Annotated in this window: 16 protein-coding genes; 8 read left to right on the top strand and 8 right to left on the bottom strand. The window is 71.8% G+C overall.

What is annotated here, in order from left to right:
• Positions 1-7: 7 nt before the first annotated feature.
• The 6 genes from ACH4OW_RS06850 to paaA all read right to left on the bottom strand — a co-directional run bounded on the left by ACH4OW_RS06850 (position 8) and on the right by paaA (position 4,866).
• Positions 8-1,141, bottom strand: coding sequence for an acyl-CoA dehydrogenase family protein (locus ACH4OW_RS06850; protein WP_398025555.1), 1,134 nt, complete (start codon positions 1,139-1,141; stop codon positions 8-10).
• A gap of 81 nt (positions 1,142-1,222) precedes the next feature.
• Positions 1,223-2,320 carry a 2Fe-2S iron-sulfur cluster-binding protein gene (locus tag ACH4OW_RS06845; protein ID WP_398025552.1) on the bottom strand — a complete coding sequence of 366 codons (1,098 nt, stop codon included), beginning with the start codon at positions 2,318-2,320 and terminating at the stop codon, positions 1,223-1,225.
• The gene (gene paaD / locus ACH4OW_RS06840) at positions 2,320-2,823 is read right to left on the bottom strand and encodes a 1,2-phenylacetyl-CoA epoxidase subunit PaaD (protein ID WP_398025549.1); all 504 of its coding nucleotides are present in this window, start codon (positions 2,821-2,823) and stop codon (positions 2,320-2,322) included. Before paaD ends, ACH4OW_RS06845 begins: the two co-directional genes overlap by 1 nt.
• On the bottom strand, positions 2,817-3,545 hold the full coding sequence (gene paaC / locus ACH4OW_RS06835) for a 1,2-phenylacetyl-CoA epoxidase subunit PaaC (RefSeq protein ID WP_360125458.1): 729 nt from the start codon (positions 3,543-3,545) through the stop codon (positions 2,817-2,819). The genes paaD and paaC overlap by 7 nt, the downstream gene beginning before the upstream one ends.
• On the bottom strand, positions 3,542-3,910 hold the full coding sequence (gene paaB, locus ACH4OW_RS06830; protein ID WP_398025547.1) for a 1,2-phenylacetyl-CoA epoxidase subunit PaaB: 369 nt from the start codon (positions 3,908-3,910) through the stop codon (positions 3,542-3,544). The genes paaC and paaB overlap by 4 nt, the downstream gene beginning before the upstream one ends.
• Positions 3,907-4,866, bottom strand: coding sequence for a 1,2-phenylacetyl-CoA epoxidase subunit PaaA (gene paaA / locus ACH4OW_RS06825; RefSeq protein WP_398025545.1), 960 nt, complete (start codon positions 4,864-4,866; stop codon positions 3,907-3,909). The genes paaB and paaA overlap by 4 nt, the downstream gene beginning before the upstream one ends.
• A gap of 167 nt (positions 4,867-5,033) precedes the next feature.
• Between paaA and ACH4OW_RS06820 the strand changes: the two genes are divergently transcribed.
• The 3 genes from ACH4OW_RS06820 (at position 5,034) to ACH4OW_RS06810 (ending at position 8,017) form a co-directional block, all read left to right on the top strand.
• Positions 5,034-5,702: a DUF5819 family protein gene (locus ACH4OW_RS06820; protein WP_398025543.1), complete on the top strand. Its 669-nt coding sequence runs from the start codon at positions 5,034-5,036 to the stop codon at positions 5,700-5,702.
• A gap of 179 nt (positions 5,703-5,881) precedes the next feature.
• Positions 5,882-7,186 (top strand): HTTM domain-containing protein, encoded by a 1,305-nt coding sequence (locus tag ACH4OW_RS06815; protein ID WP_398025991.1) that lies wholly within the window; start codon positions 5,882-5,884, stop codon positions 7,184-7,186.
• Positions 7,187-7,198: 12 nt separating this feature from the next.
• Positions 7,199-8,017, top strand: coding sequence for a TrmH family RNA methyltransferase (locus tag ACH4OW_RS06810; protein ID WP_398025540.1), 819 nt, complete (start codon positions 7,199-7,201; stop codon positions 8,015-8,017).
• A gap of 11 nt (positions 8,018-8,028) precedes the next feature.
• Here ACH4OW_RS06810 and paaN read toward each other — a convergent pair whose 3' ends face one another.
• The gene (paaN, locus tag ACH4OW_RS06805) at positions 8,029-9,738 is read right to left on the bottom strand and encodes a phenylacetic acid degradation protein PaaN (protein ID WP_398025537.1); all 1,710 of its coding nucleotides are present in this window, start codon (positions 9,736-9,738) and stop codon (positions 8,029-8,031) included.
• Positions 9,739-9,880: 142 nt separating this feature from the next.
• Here paaN and ACH4OW_RS06800 point away from each other — a divergent pair, with 142 nt between their 5' ends.
• Positions 9,881-11,392, top strand: a complete 1,512-nt coding sequence (locus ACH4OW_RS06800) for a 3-hydroxyacyl-CoA dehydrogenase (RefSeq protein WP_398025535.1) — start codon at positions 9,881-9,883, stop codon at positions 11,390-11,392.
• Positions 11,393-11,403: 11 nt separating this feature from the next.
• Entirely contained in the window at positions 11,404-11,991 is a 588-nt protein-coding gene (locus tag ACH4OW_RS06795) for a TetR/AcrR family transcriptional regulator (protein WP_360125472.1), read from the top strand.
• Between the two features lie 15 nt (positions 11,992-12,006).
• On the opposite strand, the gene ACH4OW_RS06790 is transcribed toward ACH4OW_RS06795, so the two are convergent.
• Positions 12,007-12,498 carry an Lrp/AsnC family transcriptional regulator gene (locus tag ACH4OW_RS06790; protein WP_360125473.1) on the bottom strand — a complete coding sequence of 164 codons (492 nt, stop codon included), beginning with the start codon at positions 12,496-12,498 and terminating at the stop codon, positions 12,007-12,009.
• 226 nt (positions 12,499-12,724) lie between these two features.
• Between ACH4OW_RS06790 and pdhA the strand changes: the two genes are divergently transcribed.
• The 3 genes from pdhA to ACH4OW_RS06775 are packed head-to-tail and all read left to right on the top strand — an operon-like array spanning position 12,725 to position 16,478.
• A complete protein-coding gene (gene pdhA, locus ACH4OW_RS06785; protein WP_398025532.1) occupies positions 12,725-13,924 on the top strand; it encodes a pyruvate dehydrogenase (acetyl-transferring) E1 component subunit alpha in 1,200 nt (399 codons plus the stop codon).
• Complete coding sequence (locus tag ACH4OW_RS06780; protein ID WP_398025530.1) at positions 13,921-14,955, top strand: alpha-ketoacid dehydrogenase subunit beta; 1,035 nt, start codon at positions 13,921-13,923, stop codon at positions 14,953-14,955. Before pdhA ends, ACH4OW_RS06780 begins: the two co-directional genes overlap by 4 nt.
• Positions 14,955-16,478, top strand: a complete 1,524-nt coding sequence (locus tag ACH4OW_RS06775) for a dihydrolipoamide acetyltransferase family protein (protein WP_398025527.1) — start codon at positions 14,955-14,957, stop codon at positions 16,476-16,478. Before ACH4OW_RS06780 ends, ACH4OW_RS06775 begins: the two co-directional genes overlap by 1 nt.
• The last annotated feature ends 174 nt before the right edge of the window (positions 16,479-16,652 follow it).

Genomic DNA, 16,652 nt, shown 5'->3' with positions numbered 1-16,652 from the left:
CGGCTGGTCAGCCCAAGGCGTGGGCCGCCAGTAGGTCGCCCAACGCTTCCTCGTGAGCGGCGGCCGGGCCCAGGGACAGTTCGAGTTGCTTCGCCCAGGCGTGGTAGCGGTGCAGCGGGTAGTTCGTGTCTGCGCCGAAGCCGCCGTGCAGGTGCTGGGCGGTCTGTACGACGCGGCGTACGCCCTCCGAAGCCCAGATCTTGGCCACGGCCACGTCTCCCGCGGGCGGCAGCGCGCCGTTCGCGCCGCTGCTGATGCGCCAGGCGGCCTGCCACAGGGTGGCCTCCATGGCGCGGAGGTCGATGTAGCGGTCGGCGGCCTGGACGGCCACTGCCTGGAATGTGGCGACGGGGAAGCCGAACTGTTCGCGTTTCGCGGTGTACGCGCTGGTCATGGCCAGTACGGCTTGGCCCAGGCCGAGGGCCAGTGCGCAGGTGCCGGTGGTGAGGAGGTTGCGCAGCCGATCCCAGGCGCCGGGGTCGGTGATCATCTCTTCGGGGGCCGTTCGGACGGAGGCCAGGCGGACTTCCGCGAGGCGTTCGCCGCTGGTGGAGACCTGGTCGTGGAGGCTGACGCCGTCCCGGTCGCGGGGTATGAGGGCGAGTACGGCGGTTCCGTCGCCGGTGTGGGCGGGGACGAGTATGCGGTCGGCGCTCTGCGCCCAGGGCACGGCGGTCTGTACGCCGTCGAGCACCCACCCGGAGCCCTCCTGCCGGGCGTTCACTGCGAGTTCCGCCGGGTCGTGTCCGGTGCGGCCACAGGCGGCGGCGGTCAGGACCAGTTCGCCGCGGCCTGCCCTGGGCAGTACGTCGGCGCGCAGCTCGGCATCGGCGTACGTCTGCACCGTGAGGGCCGCCGCGCTGTTCTCCAGCAGCGGTACGCGGGCGAGCACTTTGGCCGACTCGCGTAGTACGAGGCAGAGCGCGATCGCGTCCAGGCCCGCGCCGCCGTACTCGGGGGCGAGCAGCAGGCTCAGCAGGTCGGTGTCGGCCAGCTTGCGCCACAGGGGCCGGTCGAAGTCGTCGGCCACGGCTCCGGCGGTGAGCGCGGGGCTGGGTACGCCGTCCGGGGCCACGTCCGCGAAGACGGCCTGTGCCGCTTCGACGGCTGCCTGCTGCTCCTCGGTGAAGGTGAAGTCCACTGGCCTGTCCTCCCGCGCGCCGCACGCCCAAGACCTGACGATGCGTCAAGTTAGAACAGGTTGCAGGAATTGTGAATGGGGTCAGCGGTCGAAGTCCAGCTCCACCCTCTCCGTCACGGGGTGCGATTGGCAGGCCAGCACGTAACCCGACTCGACTTCCTCGTCCTCCAGCGCGTAGTTGCGGTCCATCCGTATCTCGCCCGACACGAGGAACGCGCGGCACGTGCCGCACACGCCTCCTTTGCAGGCGTACGGGGCGTCCGCGCGGTTGCGCAGCACCGTTTCCAGCAGCGACTCACCGTCCCGCACCGGCCAGCTGCCCGCGCGGCCGTCCAAGGTCGCGGTCACGGTGCTGTGCGCGGGCGTGCGGGGAGTTGTGGCGCCACCGAGGGAAGAGGCCGCGTTCCCGGCAGGGGCGGGCCCAGCGGCGGCGGGTTCCGCTACATCGTCCGCTACGTGGAATATCTCTTCGTGGATGCGGTTGCGGGGGACGTCGAGTCCGCGCAGGGCCCGTTCCGCTGCCTGTACGAGGCCGTAGGGGCCGCACAGGTACCAGCCGTCGACGGCTCCGACGGGGAGCAGGGCGGGCAGCAGCTCCCGCAGCCGCGCCTCGTCGAGGCGGCCTGACGGCAGGCCCGACTGCTGCTCCTCGCGGGAGAGGGCGGAGACGAGCTGGAAGCGGTCGGGGAAGCGGTCCTTGAGGTCGGCCACTTCTTCCAGGAACATCGTCGAAGCCGCCGTGCGGTCGCTGCGGATCAGGCAGAAGCGGGCGTCGGGCTGCCGGGCCAGCAGCGTCGAGACGATGGACAGCACCGGTGTGATGCCGCTGCCGCCGACGATCCCCACGAACCGGCCGGGCCGGGGCTCCAGCACGAACCGGCCGGCCGGCGCCATGACCTCTACCGTGTCGCCTGCGGACAGCTCCTTGAGCGCGTACGTCGAGAAGGCGCCGTCCTCGACCAGCCGGATGCCCACCCGCAGCGTGGGCTCGTCCGAAGCCGGGGTGCAGATCGAGTACGTACGGCGGATCTCCTTCCCGTCCACCGTCCGGCGCACCGCTATGTGCTGGCCGGGGACGTGCCGGAAGGTCTCGCGCAGCTCGGGCGGCACCTGGAAGGTGACGGCCACCGCGTCGTCCGTGAGCCGTTCGATCTCCGCGACCCGGAGCGGGTGGAACATCACAACTCCTTGAAGTGGTCGAACGGTTCGCGGCAGGTCTCGCAGCGGCGCAGCGCCTTGCAGGCGGTGGAGGAGAACCGGCTGAGCAGGGTGGTCTCGGTCGATCCGCAGTGCGGGCAGCGGATGGCCAGGTCGACCGGCACGGGGCCGCCGCCAGGGTCGGCGGGGCCGGTGGGGCGTGGCGGGGCGATGCCGAACTCGGCCAGTTTCCGGCGGCCCTCGGCCGTGATCGCGTCGGTCGTCCAGGGCGGGCTGAGGACCGTGCGGACCGCTACCCGCGGTATGCCGTTCTCGTGGAGGACGCGCTCTATGTCGGCGGTCATGGCCTCGACGGCGGGGCAGCCCGTGTAGGTCGGCGTGAGGTCGACCTCCACCTCCCCGGGGCCCGTCATCCGCAGTCCGCGCAGGACGCCCAGTTCGGCGAGGGTCACGACCGGCAGCTCCGGGTCGGGTACGGAGCCTGCCAGTTCGCGCAGCCGTTCTTCGAGGGTGGTGGTCACCATGTCGCCCCCGGGTGGCTTCGGTGCAGGTGCTGCATCTCGGCGAGCATGCGGCCGAAGGGCTCGGTGTGCAGCCCCTGGCGTCCGGCGCCCGCGGTCCACGCGCCACGCTGCGGACCTTGCGGAACGGAGAGGGTGGCGCGCGCCAGGATGCTCTCGACGCGCGTGGACCAGTCGTCATGCAGGGCGGTCAGGTCCAGGTCCAGCCCTGGCACGGGCTCGAACAGCTCGCCGGTGAAGCGCCACAGCGCGTCCAGGCCGCGCTGCATGCGCTCGTGGCTCTGCTCGGTGCCGTCTCCCAGGCGCAGGGTCCACTGCTCGGCGTGGTCCCGGTGGTAGGCGACCTCCTTGACGGCCTTGCCCGCCAGCGGAGCCAGGGGGCCGGAGGTCGCTGCCAGTTGTGCGTACAAGAGCTCTTGGTACGTGGAGAAGTACAGCTGACGGGCGATGGTGTGGGCGAAGTCGCCGTTGGGCTGCTCGACGAGCTGGAGGTTACGGAAGGAGCGCTCCTCGCGCAGGTACGCCAGGTCGTCCTCGTCGCCCGCGAGCGAGAGCAGGACGCGGGCCTGGCCGAGGAGGTCCAGCGCGATGTTGGCGAGCGCCACCTCCTCTTCCAGGACGGGCGCGTGTCCTGCCCACTCCCCCAGCCGGTGGGAGAGGACGAGGGCGTCGTCCCCGAGGGCCAGCGCCGGGGCCGTGTCCGAAGCGGTCCGTACGGGCTTCACAGGTGCTGCACCCCGTCCGGGATCTCGTAGAAGGTCGGGTGGCGGTAGGGCTTGTCGGCGGCCGGTTCGAAGAACGAGTCCTTCTCGTCGGGGGAGGAGGCGGAGATCGCGGCGGAGGGGACCACCCAGACCGAGATGCCCTCGGAGCGGCGGGTGTACAGGTCGCGGGCGTTGCGCAGGGCCATGGGGGCGTCCGGGGCGTGAAGGCTGCCGGCGTGGGTGTGCGACAGGCCGCGTCGGCTGCGCACGAAGACCTCCCACAGCGGCCAGTCGGTGGGGCCCGCCGAAGCCCCTGCCGCGGCGCCTGCCCGGCCGTCCTTGCCGGCTTCCGTGCCGGCCTGTCCCTCCGGACCGGTCGTGCTCATCGGTTTCCCTCCCCGTGCTTGGCCGCGTACGCGGCGGCGGCTTCCCGCACCCAGGCGCCGTTCTCGTGGGCCCGGCGGCGCTGGGTGATCCGCTGGTCGTTGCAGGGCCCGTTGCCCTCGAGCACCTCGCGGAACTCGTTCCAGTCGATGGGGCCGAAGTCCCAGTGGCCGCGCTGCTCGTTCCACGACAGGTCCGGGTCGGGGAGCGTGAGGCCGAGCGTCTCGGCCTGGGGCACGCAGATGTCCACGAAGCGCTGGCGCAGCTCGTCGTTGGAGTGCCGCTTGATCTTCCAGGCCATGGACTGCGCGGAGTGCGCCGATTCGTCGTCGGGCGGGCCGAACATCATCAGCGACGGCCACCACCACCGGTCGACCGCGTCCTGCGCCATGACGTGCTGCGCTTCGGTGCCGCGGCTCAGGGCCAGCAGGAGCTCGTACCCCTGGCGCTGGTGGAAGGACTCCTCCTTGCAGACCCGGACCATGGCGCGGGCGTAGGGCCCGTAGGAGCAGCGGCACAGGGGGACTTGGTTGGTGATCGCGGCGCCGTCCACCAGCCAGCCGATGGCTCCGACATCGGCCCAGGTCAGCGTCGGGTAATTGAAGATGGAGGAGTACTTCTGGCGGCCGGAGTGCAGTTTGTCCAGCAGCTCGTCGCGGCTCGCGCCGAGGGTCTCCGCCGCGCTGTACAGATACAGGCCGTGTCCGGCCTCGTCCTGCACCTTGGCCATCAGGATCGCCTTGCGGCGCAGCGACGGCGCGCGGGAGATCCAGTTCGCCTCCGGCTGCATGCCGATGATCTCGGAGTGGGCGTGCTGCGCTATCTGGCGCACGAGGGACGAGCGGTAGGCGTCCGGCATCCAGTCGCGCGGTTCGATGCGCTCGTCAGCGGCGACGGCCGCGTCGAAGTCCGCCTGCCAGTCCGCTTGGGACTCCCTGCCCGGCGCAATCGTCGTCATGTGATCCCCCAGCCTCCCGACCGACCGATCGTTCGGTTCAATGGTGTGGCCGGGCGTGCGGGGTGTCAAGCCTGTGGATAACTCGGGGGAGGGTGTGCCGGGTGGGGCTGCCTAGGTACGGTTCCCGGGCGGTGAAAAGCCGCACGGGATCTGGGAACGGGGCAGGAATGCAGGTAAACGGGGACGAATCGCGGCCACCAGCCGCGCTGTCGCTGCCGTCACGCATCGTGACGACCGTGGCGGCAGGCGCGGTGACGCTGGCCGTCGCGATTCACCTGGCGATGATGTTCCTGCACGTCGCGCCGCCGAACACGCTGAGCAAGCAGCACGGCCCGCTGGTCAACGACTACGTCTTCCCGGAGTACGAACAGAACTGGAAGCTGTTCGCGCCCAACCCGTTGCAGCAGAACATCGCGGTGCAGGTGCGCGCCCAGCTGCGTACCCGGTCCGGCGACCCGGTGACCACCGGCTGGAGTGACCTGTCCGCCGTAGACGGCCAGGCCCTGCTGCACAATCCCATGCCCAGCCACACACAGCAGAACGAACTCCGCCGCGCCTGGGAGTTCTTCCTCAGCACCCACGACGCGCAGAACCGCGGCGGCGGCATGCGTGGCGAGCTGTCCGAGCAGTACCTCCGGCGCATCATCATGCAGCGCATGAGCGCGCAGTGGGTGGCGCGCGGCACGGTCGAGCAGATGCAGGTCCGCTCGATGACGACGGCCGTCAGCCCGCCGCAGTGGGGGACGGAGAAGATCAGCGACAAGCCCAGGTACCGCGAGCTGCCCTGGTGGCCGGTCACCGCAGGCGACCTGCCCGAAGGAGCGACGATCCAGTGACAGCGCACAGGGTGCCTCCGCAGACGTCCGAGGCGGCGACCGAAGCGGCGGCCGGAGCGACGCCCGAATCGGCGGCAGAAGCAGCGTCGGCGACGGTGCCGGAACCGGCAGCGGAAACGACCTCGGGAACCGGAACGGCCGCGGCCGCGGAATCCGGCGCCCCCACCGCGTGGCCCACCGTGGCCGAGCCCGCCGGGCAGCTCCCGAAACAGCGGGCCGCCACCGGGGAGACCCGGGTAGAGCGGGCCTTCGCCCGCGCCTTCGCCCGTGTCACGGGCAGCGCCCTGGCTCCGTACCAGTCCGCCGTCGTCCGCATCGGGTTCGCCGCCACCTGGTTGTTCTTCCTGTTGCGGGAGTGGCCGCACCGGCAGGAGCTGTACGGGCCCGATGGCCCCTGGAGCGGGGACATGGCGCGCCGCCTGCTCGGCGACAACGGCGCCTTCTCGGTCCTGACCTGGTCCGACAGCCGCGGCTGGTTCGAACTCGTCTATGCCCTCGCCATCGTCGCGAGCGCGCTGCTGCTGGTCGGCTGGCGCACCCGCACCATGTCGGTGCTGTTCATGGTGGGCGTGCTCTCGCTCCAGAACCGCAGCATCTTCGTCGGGGACGGCGGCGACAACGTCATCCACCTGATGTCGATATACCTGGTGCTGACCCGCTGCGCGCAGGTGTGGTCGCTGGACGCCCGCCGTGCGGCGAAGCGCGCGCACACCGGTGCGACCGCCCTGCCCGAGCGCGACGTGACCGGCATCGTCCTCTGGGCGGCCCTCGGGCTCGCCCTCCTGGTCGCCCAGTCCCTGGGCCTGTCCAGCCTCTCCTGGTTCGGCCCCGGACCCGTCCCCCACGTGGGCTGGGGCCTGGCCCTGTGGGTCCTGTGGCTCGCCCACGGCCTGTGGTGGGCGGTGCGGCGGTACGCGCCGGGCGAGCCGCGCACCGTGCTCGACATGATCACCAAGCTGGTGCACAACGGCGCCCTGCTGGTCATCGTCGTCGAGGTCTGCCTCATCTACGCCACCGCCGGCTGGTACAAGATCCAGGGTTCGCGCTGGCAGGACGGCACCGCGGTCTACTACCCGATGCACCTGGACTACTTCTCGCCCTGGCCCGAGCTGTCCAGGGTGCTCGCAGACAACGGCCTGATGATCATGCTGATCACATACGGCACCGTGATCGTGCAGGTCGCCTTCCCCTTCACGCTCTTCAACCGCCGTCTGAAGAACGTCCTGCTGGTCGCGATGATCACTGAGCACCTGTCGATCGCGTTCCTGCTGGGCCTGCCGTTCTTCTCGCTCGCGATGATCACGGCGGACGCGGTCTTCCTGCCGACCGTCTTCCTGGTCTGGCTGGGCGCCCGGGTCTCCGCCGTACGCGACCGGGTGCTCCCCCGGCGTACGGGCGGCGCGGCAGCCGCACCCACGGTGCCGGCGCCCGCAGGGCCGGGCAGCGGCGGGCAGACGGCGGGTGCCCGCCCGTCGGACAGTTGAGATAGTGGGGAAATGATCGAGAACGGGACCGCGGACGATCCGGTACGGCGCTGGCGTGCGAGCGCCGGGGACCCGGCGGCGGTCCTCCTGGACGGCTTCCACACCCTCAAGCACGCGCTGCGCTTCGACGGCGCCGTACGGCACGTGCTGACCAGCGACAAGGCCGCCCTGCTGGCGCTCGCCGACGAACTGGCCGGTGATCTCACCGGAACGCTCGACGCGCTGGCCGAGCAGGTGCCCGCCGCGGCCCTGCGCACGCTCGTGCCGAAGATCCACCCCACGGGAGTCGCGGCCCTCGCCCTGCGCCCCGACGCCGCGGCGAACCTGGCCAGGCTCCGCGAGACGCCGCGCCCCTCCCCCGTCGTCCTCCTGGAGAACCCGCGCAACCTGGGCAACATCGGCGCGGTCGTACGCCTGGCGGCAGGTTTCGGCGCGACCGGCGTCGTCACCACGGGCTCACTCGACCCCTGGCACCCCAACGCGGTACGCGGCAGCGCCGGCCTGCACTTCGCGAGCGCGGTGGAGCGCCTGACGCTGCCCGAGCTGCCGCCGGGGCCGGTCTACGCGCTCGACCCGGAGGGCGCGGACATCCGCTCCGTGACCTTTCCCGACGACGCGGTGCTGGCCTTCGGGTCAGAGCGCCAAGGGATCTCCGACGAGCTGCGGGAACGGGCGTCCGCGCTGGTCGCGGTGCCGATGCAGGCGCGGGTGTCCAGCTTCAACCTGGCCACGAGCGTCGCCATGGGCCTCTTCCACTGGATGTCGCGCACCACGGCGGCCCCGGCCGCCCCGGGCGGAATCACCGGGGCGACCGGGCCTGCGCTCCTCTAGGAAGTGTCCGGTCAGACCTTCTCCTGGGCGGGCCTGCGCACCTCCACCGTCCGGAACCGGTTGGCCACGAACGCGCCGTCGCACAGCGCCGCGTTCGCCGCCGGGTTGCCACCCGAGCCGTGGAAGTCGGAGAAGGCGGCGGTCTGGTTCACGTACACCCCGCCGGTCAGGTTGAGGGAGAGCTGCGCGCACTCCTCAAGGCACGCCTCCTCCACCAGCTTCTCCACCTCCTCGGAGGTGGTGTACGCACCGACCGTCATCGCGCCCTTGCCGCGGACCGTGTGCCGCAGCAGGTCCACCGCGTCCGCCGCGGAGTCGACGGCCACCGCGAAGGAGACCGGGCCGAAGCACTCCGACAGGTAGGCGGCGTCGGCGCCCGCGCCCTCCCAGAGCTTGCGCGCGCCGTCCATCTTGACCATGACGGGCGTACGGACCGTGGCGTCGGGGAACTCGGGGTTGGCCACCTCGCGGGACGGCAGGGCCACCTCGCCCAGCCCCGACGCGGCCTCGATCCGCTCCTTGACCTGCGGGTTGACGATCGCGCCCAGCAGGGCGTTGGCTCGTGCGTCGTCGCCCAGCAGCTTGTTCACCGCGCCGGCGAGGTCGCCGACCACCTCGTCGTACGACTTCGGGCCCGCGTCCGTGGTGATGCCGTCGCGGGGGATGAGCAGGTTCTGCGGGGTGGTGCACATCTGGCCGCTGTACAGGGACAGCGAGAAGGCGAGGTTGCCGAGCATGCCCTTGTAGTCGTCCGTCGAGTCGATGACGACCGTGTTGACGCCGGCCTTCTCCGTGTAGACGGACGCCTGGGGCGCGTTGGCCTCCAGCCAGTCGCCGAACTCCGTGGAGCCCGTGTAGTCGATGATGCGGACCTCGGGGCGCACCGCGAGGGTCTTGGCCAGGCCCTCGCCCGGCCGGTCGACGGCCAGGGCCACCAGGTCGGGGGAGAACCCGGCCTCGGCCAGCACCTCGCGCGCCACCCGGACGGTGAGCGCGAGCGGCAGCACGGCCCGCGGGTGCGGCTTGACCAGGACGGGGTTACCGGTGGCCAGGGAGGCGAACAGGCCCGGGTAGCCGTTCCACGTCGGGAAGGTGTTGCAGCCGACCAGCAGGGCGATGCCACGGGGCACGGGAGTGAAGGTCTTGGCCAGCTCCAGCGGGTCGCGCTTGCCCTGCGGCTTGGACCACGCGGCCTGGTCCGGGGTGCGGACCTGCTCCGCGTAGGCGTACGCGACGGCCTCCAGGCCGCGGTCCTGCGCATGCGGCCCGCCCGCCTGGAACGCCATCATGAACGCCTGGCCGCTGGTGTGCATCACGGCCTGCGCGAATTCGTGGGTGCGCGCGCTGATGCGCGACAGGATCTCCAGACACACCAGCGCCCGGGTCTGCGGCCCGGCGTCGCGCCACGCGGGCATTGCCGCGCGCATCGCCGGCAGCAGCACGTCCGCGTCCGGGTGCGGGTAACTGATGTTCAACCCGATGCCGTACGGGGACACTTCACCGCCCGTCCAGTCGTCGGTGCCGGGCTGGTCCAGCTCGAACCGCTTGCCGCGCAGCGCCTCGAAGGCGGCCTGGCCGTCCGCCGCGGCGTTCTCCCCGTAAGCCTTCGGGTGCTCGGGGTGCGGGGACCAGTACGCGCGGGTACGGATCGCCTCCAGCGCCTGGTCGAGCGTCGGGCGGTGCTTTTCGAGCAACTGCGCTGAGGTCAGTTCGACGGCCATCGAAGACCAACTCCTCGTCGAGCGGGGCTGGGGCAGGGGCTGGGAACACTTTGGGCGACGGGGCTAGAGTAACCGAACGATCGGTCGGGGCAAGGGGGTCCGGCGAACCTGTGGACAACTCTGTCGGGGAGGATGAGCCGTCATGACAGCCATCGAAGCGGGCCGTGCCGTCGCCGTCGTCGGCACCGGCACCATGGGCCAGGGAATCGCGCAGGTCGCGCTGGTCGCGGGCCACCCGGTCCGGCTCTACGACGCCGTGCCGGGCCGCGCCGGGGAAGCCGCCTCGGCGGTCGGGCGGCGCCTGGACCGCCTGGTGGAGAAGGGGCGGATGGAGCCCGCCGTACGCGACGCGGCCCGTGCGCGCCTCACCCCCGCCACCGCGCTGGACGAACTCGCCGACGCCGCACTCGTCGTCGAGGCCATCGTGGAAGAACCCGGCGCCAAACAGAAGCTGTTCGCGGCCCTGGAGGACGTGGTCGGCGCGGACTGCCTGCTGGCCACCAACACCTCGTCCCTGTCCGTGACCGCCGTCGCGGGCGCGCTGCGCCTCCCGGGCCGCTTCGTCGGCCTGCACTTCTTCAACCCGGCGCCGCTTCTGCCCCTCGTCGAGGTCGTCAGCGGATTCAGGACGGACCCGGCGGCGGCCGCGACCGCGTACGAGACGGCCGCGGCCTGGGGCAAGTCCCCCGTACGCAGCGCCGACACACCGGGCTTCATCGTCAACCGCATCGCCCGCCCCTACTACGCGGAGGCCCTGCGCCTGTACGAGGAGCGGGCCGCCGACCCCGCCACCATCGACGCGGTGCTGCGCGAGTCCTGCGGCTTCCGTATGGGGCCGTTCGAGCTGATGGACCTCATCGGCCAGGACGTGAACGAGGCCGTCACCCGTTCGGTGTGGGAGGGCTTCTTCCAGGACCCGAAGTTCACCCCGTCGCTCGCCCAACGCCAACTCGTGGCGTCAGGACTGCTGGGCCGCAAGTCGGGGCGGGGCTGGTACGACTACGCCGAGGGCGCCGCCGAGCAGCTCCCGCACACCGCCGAACCGTGCCCGGCACCGGAGACGGTCGCGGTGCACGCCAAGCTCGCCGGGCCGTCCGCCGTCCTGCGGGAGCTGATCGACGAGGCCGGGATCAAGGTCACCCGGGACCGCACGCCGTCGGAGAGCACGGGGTACATCCGGCTGCCGGGCGGTGCGCGGCTGGCCCTGACCGACGGCTACCCCGCCACCGGCGACGTGAGCGGCCCGACGATCCGGTTCGACCTGGCGCTGGACTACCGGAGCGCCACCCGGATCGCCCTCGCACCCGGCGCCGAGGCGTCCCCCGAGGACGTACGGGAGGCGGTGGGCCTCTTCCAGGCGCTCGGCAAGAAGGTCAGCGTCATCGAGGACGTACCGGGCATGATCGTCGCCCGTACGGTAGCGATGATCGTGGACTTCGCCGCGGATGCCGAGGCCCGCGGCGTCGCGAGCCGCGAGGACATCGACACGGCCATGCGGCTGGGGGTGAACTACCCCGGCGGCCCCTCCGAGTGGGCGGAGAAGCTGGGGAACCACTGGGTGTGGGACCTGTTGGACACCATGCACGTGCAGTACGCGAACGGACGCTACGGACCCTCCTGGGCCCTGCGGCGCAGTTTGAAGACGCCTTACTAGATGCTCTAATCATGACCATGGCCAAGCGCGACACCTATACGCCCGATTCGCTGCTCGCGGTCGCCGTCGAGGTGTTCAACGAGCGCGGTTACGACGGCACCTCCATGGAGCACCTCTCCCGGGCGGCCGGCATCTCCAAGTCCTCGATCTACCACCACGTGCGCAGCAAGGAAGAGCTGCTGCGCCGTGCCATAAGCCGGGCGCTGGACGGCCTCTTCGGGGTGCTCCAGGAGCCCGCCGCGCTCACGGGCCGGGCCATCGACCGCCTGGAGTACGTGACCAGGCGCGAGACCGAAGTGCTCATGGACGAGCTGCCGTACGTGACGCTGCTGCTGCGGGTGCGCGGCAATACGGACACGGAGCGCTGGGCCATGGAGCGCCGGCGGGAGTTCGACGGCGAGGTCACCGAACTGCTCAAGCAGGCCGCTGCCGACGGCGACCTGCGCCCGGACGTGGACGTCCGGCTGGCGACCCGGCTGCTCTTCGGGATGATCAACTCGATCGTGGAGTGGTACCGGCCGGGCCGGGGCGGCTCGGCCAGCCGCGAAGAGGTCGCGGACGCCGTGGTGCGCACGGCTTTCGCGGGGCTGCGGACGTAAGGGCCCGGCCGGGCCCTAACCCTGTTCGGCCCCCAGGTCGGTTTCCTCGAAGACCAAAAGGGTGCGGGTGCTGAGCACCTCCGGGATCGACTGGATGCGGGTGAGGACCAGCTCCCGCAGCTCCTGGTTGTCCTTGGTGTGCACCAGCAGCAGTACGTCGAAATCGCCGCTGACCAGTGCGATGTGGGATGCCCCTGGAAGCGCGGTGAGCTGCGCGCGCACCGTCCGCCACGAGTTCTGCACGATCTTCAACGTGACGTAGGCGGACGCGCCCTGGCCGGCCCGCTCCTGGTCGATACGGGCGCTGAAACCCCGGATCACGCCGTCGTCGATCAAACGGTTGATGCGGGCGTAGGCGTTGGCGCGCGAGACGTGTACCCGCTCGGCGACGGAGCGTATCGAGGCCCGTCCGTCGGCCTGGAGCATGCTCAGGATCGCCCGGTCGATGGTGTCCAAGGGGCGAGCGGGACGGTGTCCTCCGCTCGTGGCCATCTGTTCGTCCGGCATACCGCCTCGCCTCCCCTTGGTGGACGCCCTGTTCTCATCTCAGGCTGTGGAGAACCGATTGTCCACAGGCTGAGCCCGCCTGTAGCCAAAATGTGCCGGCGACCGAACAATCGGTAGGGAAGGGCCACCCGCCCGTCCCACCCGCATCCCTACCCGCCCGTCGTCCATCACCGCTCTCAGCGAGGCGTTCGGCGCCTCCGATTCCGACTCCAAGGAGGTGCTCGTCATGACGGTTCTAGAGCAGCGCGGCAGCAGCAGGAGCGAGAGCCACCGGCCCGCACCGCCGCCCGCCTGGCGGCCCCGCGTCGACCCCGCGCCCCTCCTTCCCGACGCGGAGCCGTACCGCCTGCTGGGTACGGACGCCGCCGGCCGCACCGGGGCCGAGCTGCTGACCGGCCTGTACGAGCACCTGGTGCGCGGCCGCCGTTACAACGCGCAGGCGACGGCCCTGACGCGGCAGGGCAGGCTGGCGGTCTACCCGTCCTCCACAGGCCAGGAAGCGTGCCAGGTCGCCGCCGCGCTGGCGCTGAAAGAACAGGACTGGCTCTTCCCCAGCTACCGCGACACCCTCGCAGCGGTGGCCCGCGGCCTCGACCCGGTGCAGGCGCTGACCCTCCTCAGGGGCGACTGGCACACGGGATACGACCCGCGCGAGCACCGCATCGCGCCGCTGTGCACCCCGCTGGCCACCCAACTGCCGCACGCGGTGGGCCTCGCGCACGCCGCCCGGTTGAAGGGTGACGACGTGGTCGCGCTCGCCCTGGTCGGCGACGGCGGCACCAGCGAGGGCGACTTCCACGAGGCGCTGAACTTCGCCGCGGTGTGGCAGGCCCCGGTCGTCTTCCTCGTGCAGAACAACGGCTTCGCGATCTCGGTGCCGCTGGCCAAGCAGACGGCCGCGCCGTCCATCGCCCACAAGGCGGTCGGGTACGGCATGCCGGGCCGCCTCGTGGACGGCAACGACGCGCCCGCCCTGCACGAGGTGCTCACCGAGGCGGTGGAGCGCGCGCGAAGGCGCGGCGGGCCGACGCTCGTCGAGGCGATCACGTACCGCATCGAGGCGCACACCAACGCCGACGACGCCACCCGCTACCGCGCCGACTCCGAGGTCGAGCAGTGGCGCGGACACGACCCGATAGCCCTGGTGGAGCACGAGTTGGCGGAGCGCGGCCTGCTCTCCGACGACCTCGTACAGCGGGTGCGGGACGGCGCCGAGGAGCTGGCGGCCGACCTCAGGGAGCGGATGAACCAGGACCCCGCCCTGGACCCGATGGACCTGTTCGCGCATGTATACGCCGAGCCCACCAGCCAGTTGGCGGAGCAGGCGGCGCAGCTGCGGGCCGAGCTGGAAGCCGAGGCCGAGGGCGCCGACGGCGCAGGCGCCCGTGCGGCGCACGAGAACGTGGCAGGGGAGGAGCGACCATGACACCGACCGCGGTGGCGGCGGGGCGCAAGCCCGTCAGCATGGCGCAGGCGCTGAACCGGGCCCTGCGCGACGCAATGGCCGAGGACCCGGCCGTCCATGTGATGGGCGAGGACGTCGGGGAGCTGGGCGGCGTTTTCCGGGTCACCGACGGGCTGGTGAAGGAGTTCGGCGAGGAGCGCTGCGGTGACACGCCGCTCGCCGAGGCGGGCATTCTCGGCACCGCGGTCGGCATGGCCATGTACGGGCTGCGCCCCGTCGTGGAGATGCAGTTCGACGCCTTCGCCTACCCCGGCTTCGAGCAGCTGATCAGCCACGTGTCGCGGATGCGCAACCGCACCCGGGGCGCCATGCCGCTGCCCTTGACCATCCGCGTCCCCTACGGCGGCGGAATCGGCGGCGTGGAGCACCACAGCGACTCCTCCGAGGCGTACTACCTGGCCACTCCCGGCCTGAAGGTGGTCACCCCGGCGACGGTCGCCGACGCGTACGGGCTGCTGCGGGCCGCGATCGCCTCCGACGACCCGGTGGTCTTCCTGGAGCCGAAGCGGCTCTACTGGTCGCGCGCCGACTGGTCGCCGGACGAGCCGGAGCCCGTCGCCCCGTTGGGCCGGGCGGAGATCCGGCGGCCGGGCACCGACGCCACGCTCATCACGTACGGGCCGTCGCTGCCGGTCTGCATGGAGGCCGCCGAAGCGGCCACGGCGGAGGGCTGGGACCTGGAAGTTGTGGACCTGCGCTCGCTGCTGCCCTTCGACGACGCCACGGTCTGCGCTTCGGTACGGCGTACGGGGCGCGCGGTCGTCGTGCACGAGGCCGGCGGCTTCGGCGGCCCCGGCGGCGAGATAGCCGCCCGGGTCACGGAGCGCTGCTTCCACCACCTGGAGGCGCCGGTGCTGCGTGTCGTGGGCTTCGACATCCCGTACCCGCCGCCGATGCTGGAGCGCCACCACCTGCCGGGCGTGGACCGGATCCTGGACACCGTGGGCCGGCTCCAGTGGGAGTCGGACTGGACCGAGGGGATCGGTGACTGATGGCCGTGGTCCGTGAATTCACGCTGCCCGACCTCGGGGAGGGCCTCACCGAGGCGACGGTGGTGCGGTGGCTGGTCGAGGTCGGCGAGGTGGTCGCCGTCGACCAGCCGGTGGTCGAGGTGGAGACCGCGAAGGCGCTGGTGGACGTGCCGTGCCCGTACGGAGGCGTGGTCACCGCGCGGTTCGGCGACGAGGGCTCGGAGCTGCCGGTCGGCTCGCCCCTGCTGACGGTGGCGGTCGGAACCGGCGCCGAGGCGGCTTCGCCCGCCGGAGGCGGCGGGAAGGACGACGGGGAAGCGGCCGAGGAGTCGGGGAACGTCCTGGTCGGGTACGGGACGAGCGCGGCGGCGGCGCGCCGGCGGCGGGTGCGCCCGGGGGCCGGTGGTGACGTGGGGACGGCGGGCCCGGGGCGGGGGAAGGAGAAGCCGAGTGGGAAGGCGGTGCGGGAGGGGGAGCAGGAGCGGGAGAGGGAGCGGGAACAGGAAGAGGGGCGGGGGGTATGGCAGGACGGTCCCGTTCCGGTCATCTCGCCGCTGGTACGGCGGTTGGCGCGGGAACACGGCCTGGATCTGCGAGAGATACGGGGGACCGGCCCGGAGGGGCTGATCCTGCGGACCGATGTCGAACGGGCGGTGAGCCTGCGGGGTGCGGCAGCGGCGGACGAGGCCGCTGGGGTTGGCGGGGTTGGCGGGGCGGCCGGAACCGCTGGGGCCGGCGCCGGCGCCATCACCGAGACCGGGACCGGGATCGGGGCCGCTATGGGGCCCCGTACGGCTACAGGCAAACGAACCGCTGTAGGGGGCGGGTCCGGAGCATACGGGGGCCTGCCCGAGGAGGCCGAGCGGATACCGCTGCGGGGGATGCGGGGCGCCGCGGCCGAGAAGTTCCGGCGCAGCCGCCAGGAGATCCCCGACGCGACGTGCTGGGTGGACGCCGACGCCACCGAACTGCTCGCCGCGCGCCGGGAGATGAACGCGGCCGGTGGCGCCAAGGTGTCGCTGCTCGCGTTGCTGGCCCGAGTCTGCACGGCGGCGCTCGCGCGGTATCCCCAGCTCAACGCCACCGTCGACCTGGAGGCCAACGAGATCGTACGGCTGCCCGCCGTGCATCTGGGCTTTGCGGCGCAGACCGACCGGGGTCTGGTGGTCCCGGTCGTACGGGACGCGCACCGCCGTACGGCCGAGGGGCTGTCCGCAGAGATGGCGCGGCTGACCGAGGCCGCTCGGGACGGAGCGCTCAGCCTCGGCGAGCTGACGCACGGCACCTTCACGCTCAACAACTACGGCGTCTTCGGGGTCGACGGTTCCACGCCGATCATCAACCATCCCGAGGCCGCGATGCTCGGCGTGGGCCGAATAACGGCCAAGCCGTGGGTGCACGAGGGGGAGTTGGCCGTACGCCAGGTCGTGCAGCTGTCGCTCACCTTCGACCACCGGGTCTGCGACGGGGGCACGGCGGGCGGGTTCCTGCGGTACGTGGCGGACTGCGTGGAGCGGCCCGCGGTGTTGCTGCGCACGGTGTGAGCCGGGGGCGGGAGGGGCGTCGGGACGGTGACCGGCGGGCGGGCCCGTCCCGCCGGCCGGGGCGGTACCGGCGATACTCGACGGGTGACCGACCACCCGCCAGCTACCGACCACCCGCCAGCCACCGACCACGCGCCAGCCACCGGCCAGCCTTCGGTTGCCGACCCGTCGCCG

The sequence above is a fragment of the Streptomyces sp. NPDC017056 genome (assembly GCF_044332485.1).
GTDB lineage: Bacteria > Actinomycetota > Actinomycetes > Streptomycetales > Streptomycetaceae > Streptomyces.
This window is presented reverse-complemented; position numbering and strand designations above follow the sequence as displayed.

Coding starts and splice junctions, on each gene's coding strand:
- paaB (WP_398025547.1), bottom strand. CDS start 3,910: ATGAGCACGACCGGTCCGGAGGGACAGGCCGGCACGGAAGCCGGCAAG.
- ACH4OW_RS06820 (WP_398025543.1), top strand. CDS start 5,034: ATGCAGGTAAACGGGGACGAATCGCGGCCACCAGCCGCGCTGTCGCTG.
- ACH4OW_RS06775 (WP_398025527.1), top strand. CDS start 14,955: ATGGCCGTGGTCCGTGAATTCACGCTGCCCGACCTCGGGGAGGGCCTC.
- paaA (WP_398025545.1), bottom strand. CDS start 4,866: ATGACGACGATTGCGCCGGGCAGGGAGTCCCAAGCGGACTGGCAGGCG.
- pdhA (WP_398025532.1), top strand. CDS start 12,725: ATGACGGTTCTAGAGCAGCGCGGCAGCAGCAGGAGCGAGAGCCACCGG.
- ACH4OW_RS06810 (WP_398025540.1), top strand. CDS start 7,199: ATGATCGAGAACGGGACCGCGGACGATCCGGTACGGCGCTGGCGTGCG.
- ACH4OW_RS06800 (WP_398025535.1), top strand. CDS start 9,881: ATGACAGCCATCGAAGCGGGCCGTGCCGTCGCCGTCGTCGGCACCGGC.
- paaN (WP_398025537.1), bottom strand. CDS start 9,738: ATGGCCGTCGAACTGACCTCAGCGCAGTTGCTCGAAAAGCACCGCCCG.
- ACH4OW_RS06780 (WP_398025530.1), top strand. CDS start 13,921: ATGACACCGACCGCGGTGGCGGCGGGGCGCAAGCCCGTCAGCATGGCG.
- ACH4OW_RS06790 (WP_360125473.1), bottom strand. CDS start 12,498: ATGCCGGACGAACAGATGGCCACGAGCGGAGGACACCGTCCCGCTCGC.
- paaD (WP_398025549.1), bottom strand. CDS start 2,823: ATGGTGACCACCACCCTCGAAGAACGGCTGCGCGAACTGGCAGGCTCC.
- ACH4OW_RS06795 (WP_360125472.1), top strand. CDS start 11,404: ATGACCATGGCCAAGCGCGACACCTATACGCCCGATTCGCTGCTCGCG.
- ACH4OW_RS06845 (WP_398025552.1), bottom strand. CDS start 2,320: ATGTTCCACCCGCTCCGGGTCGCGGAGATCGAACGGCTCACGGACGAC.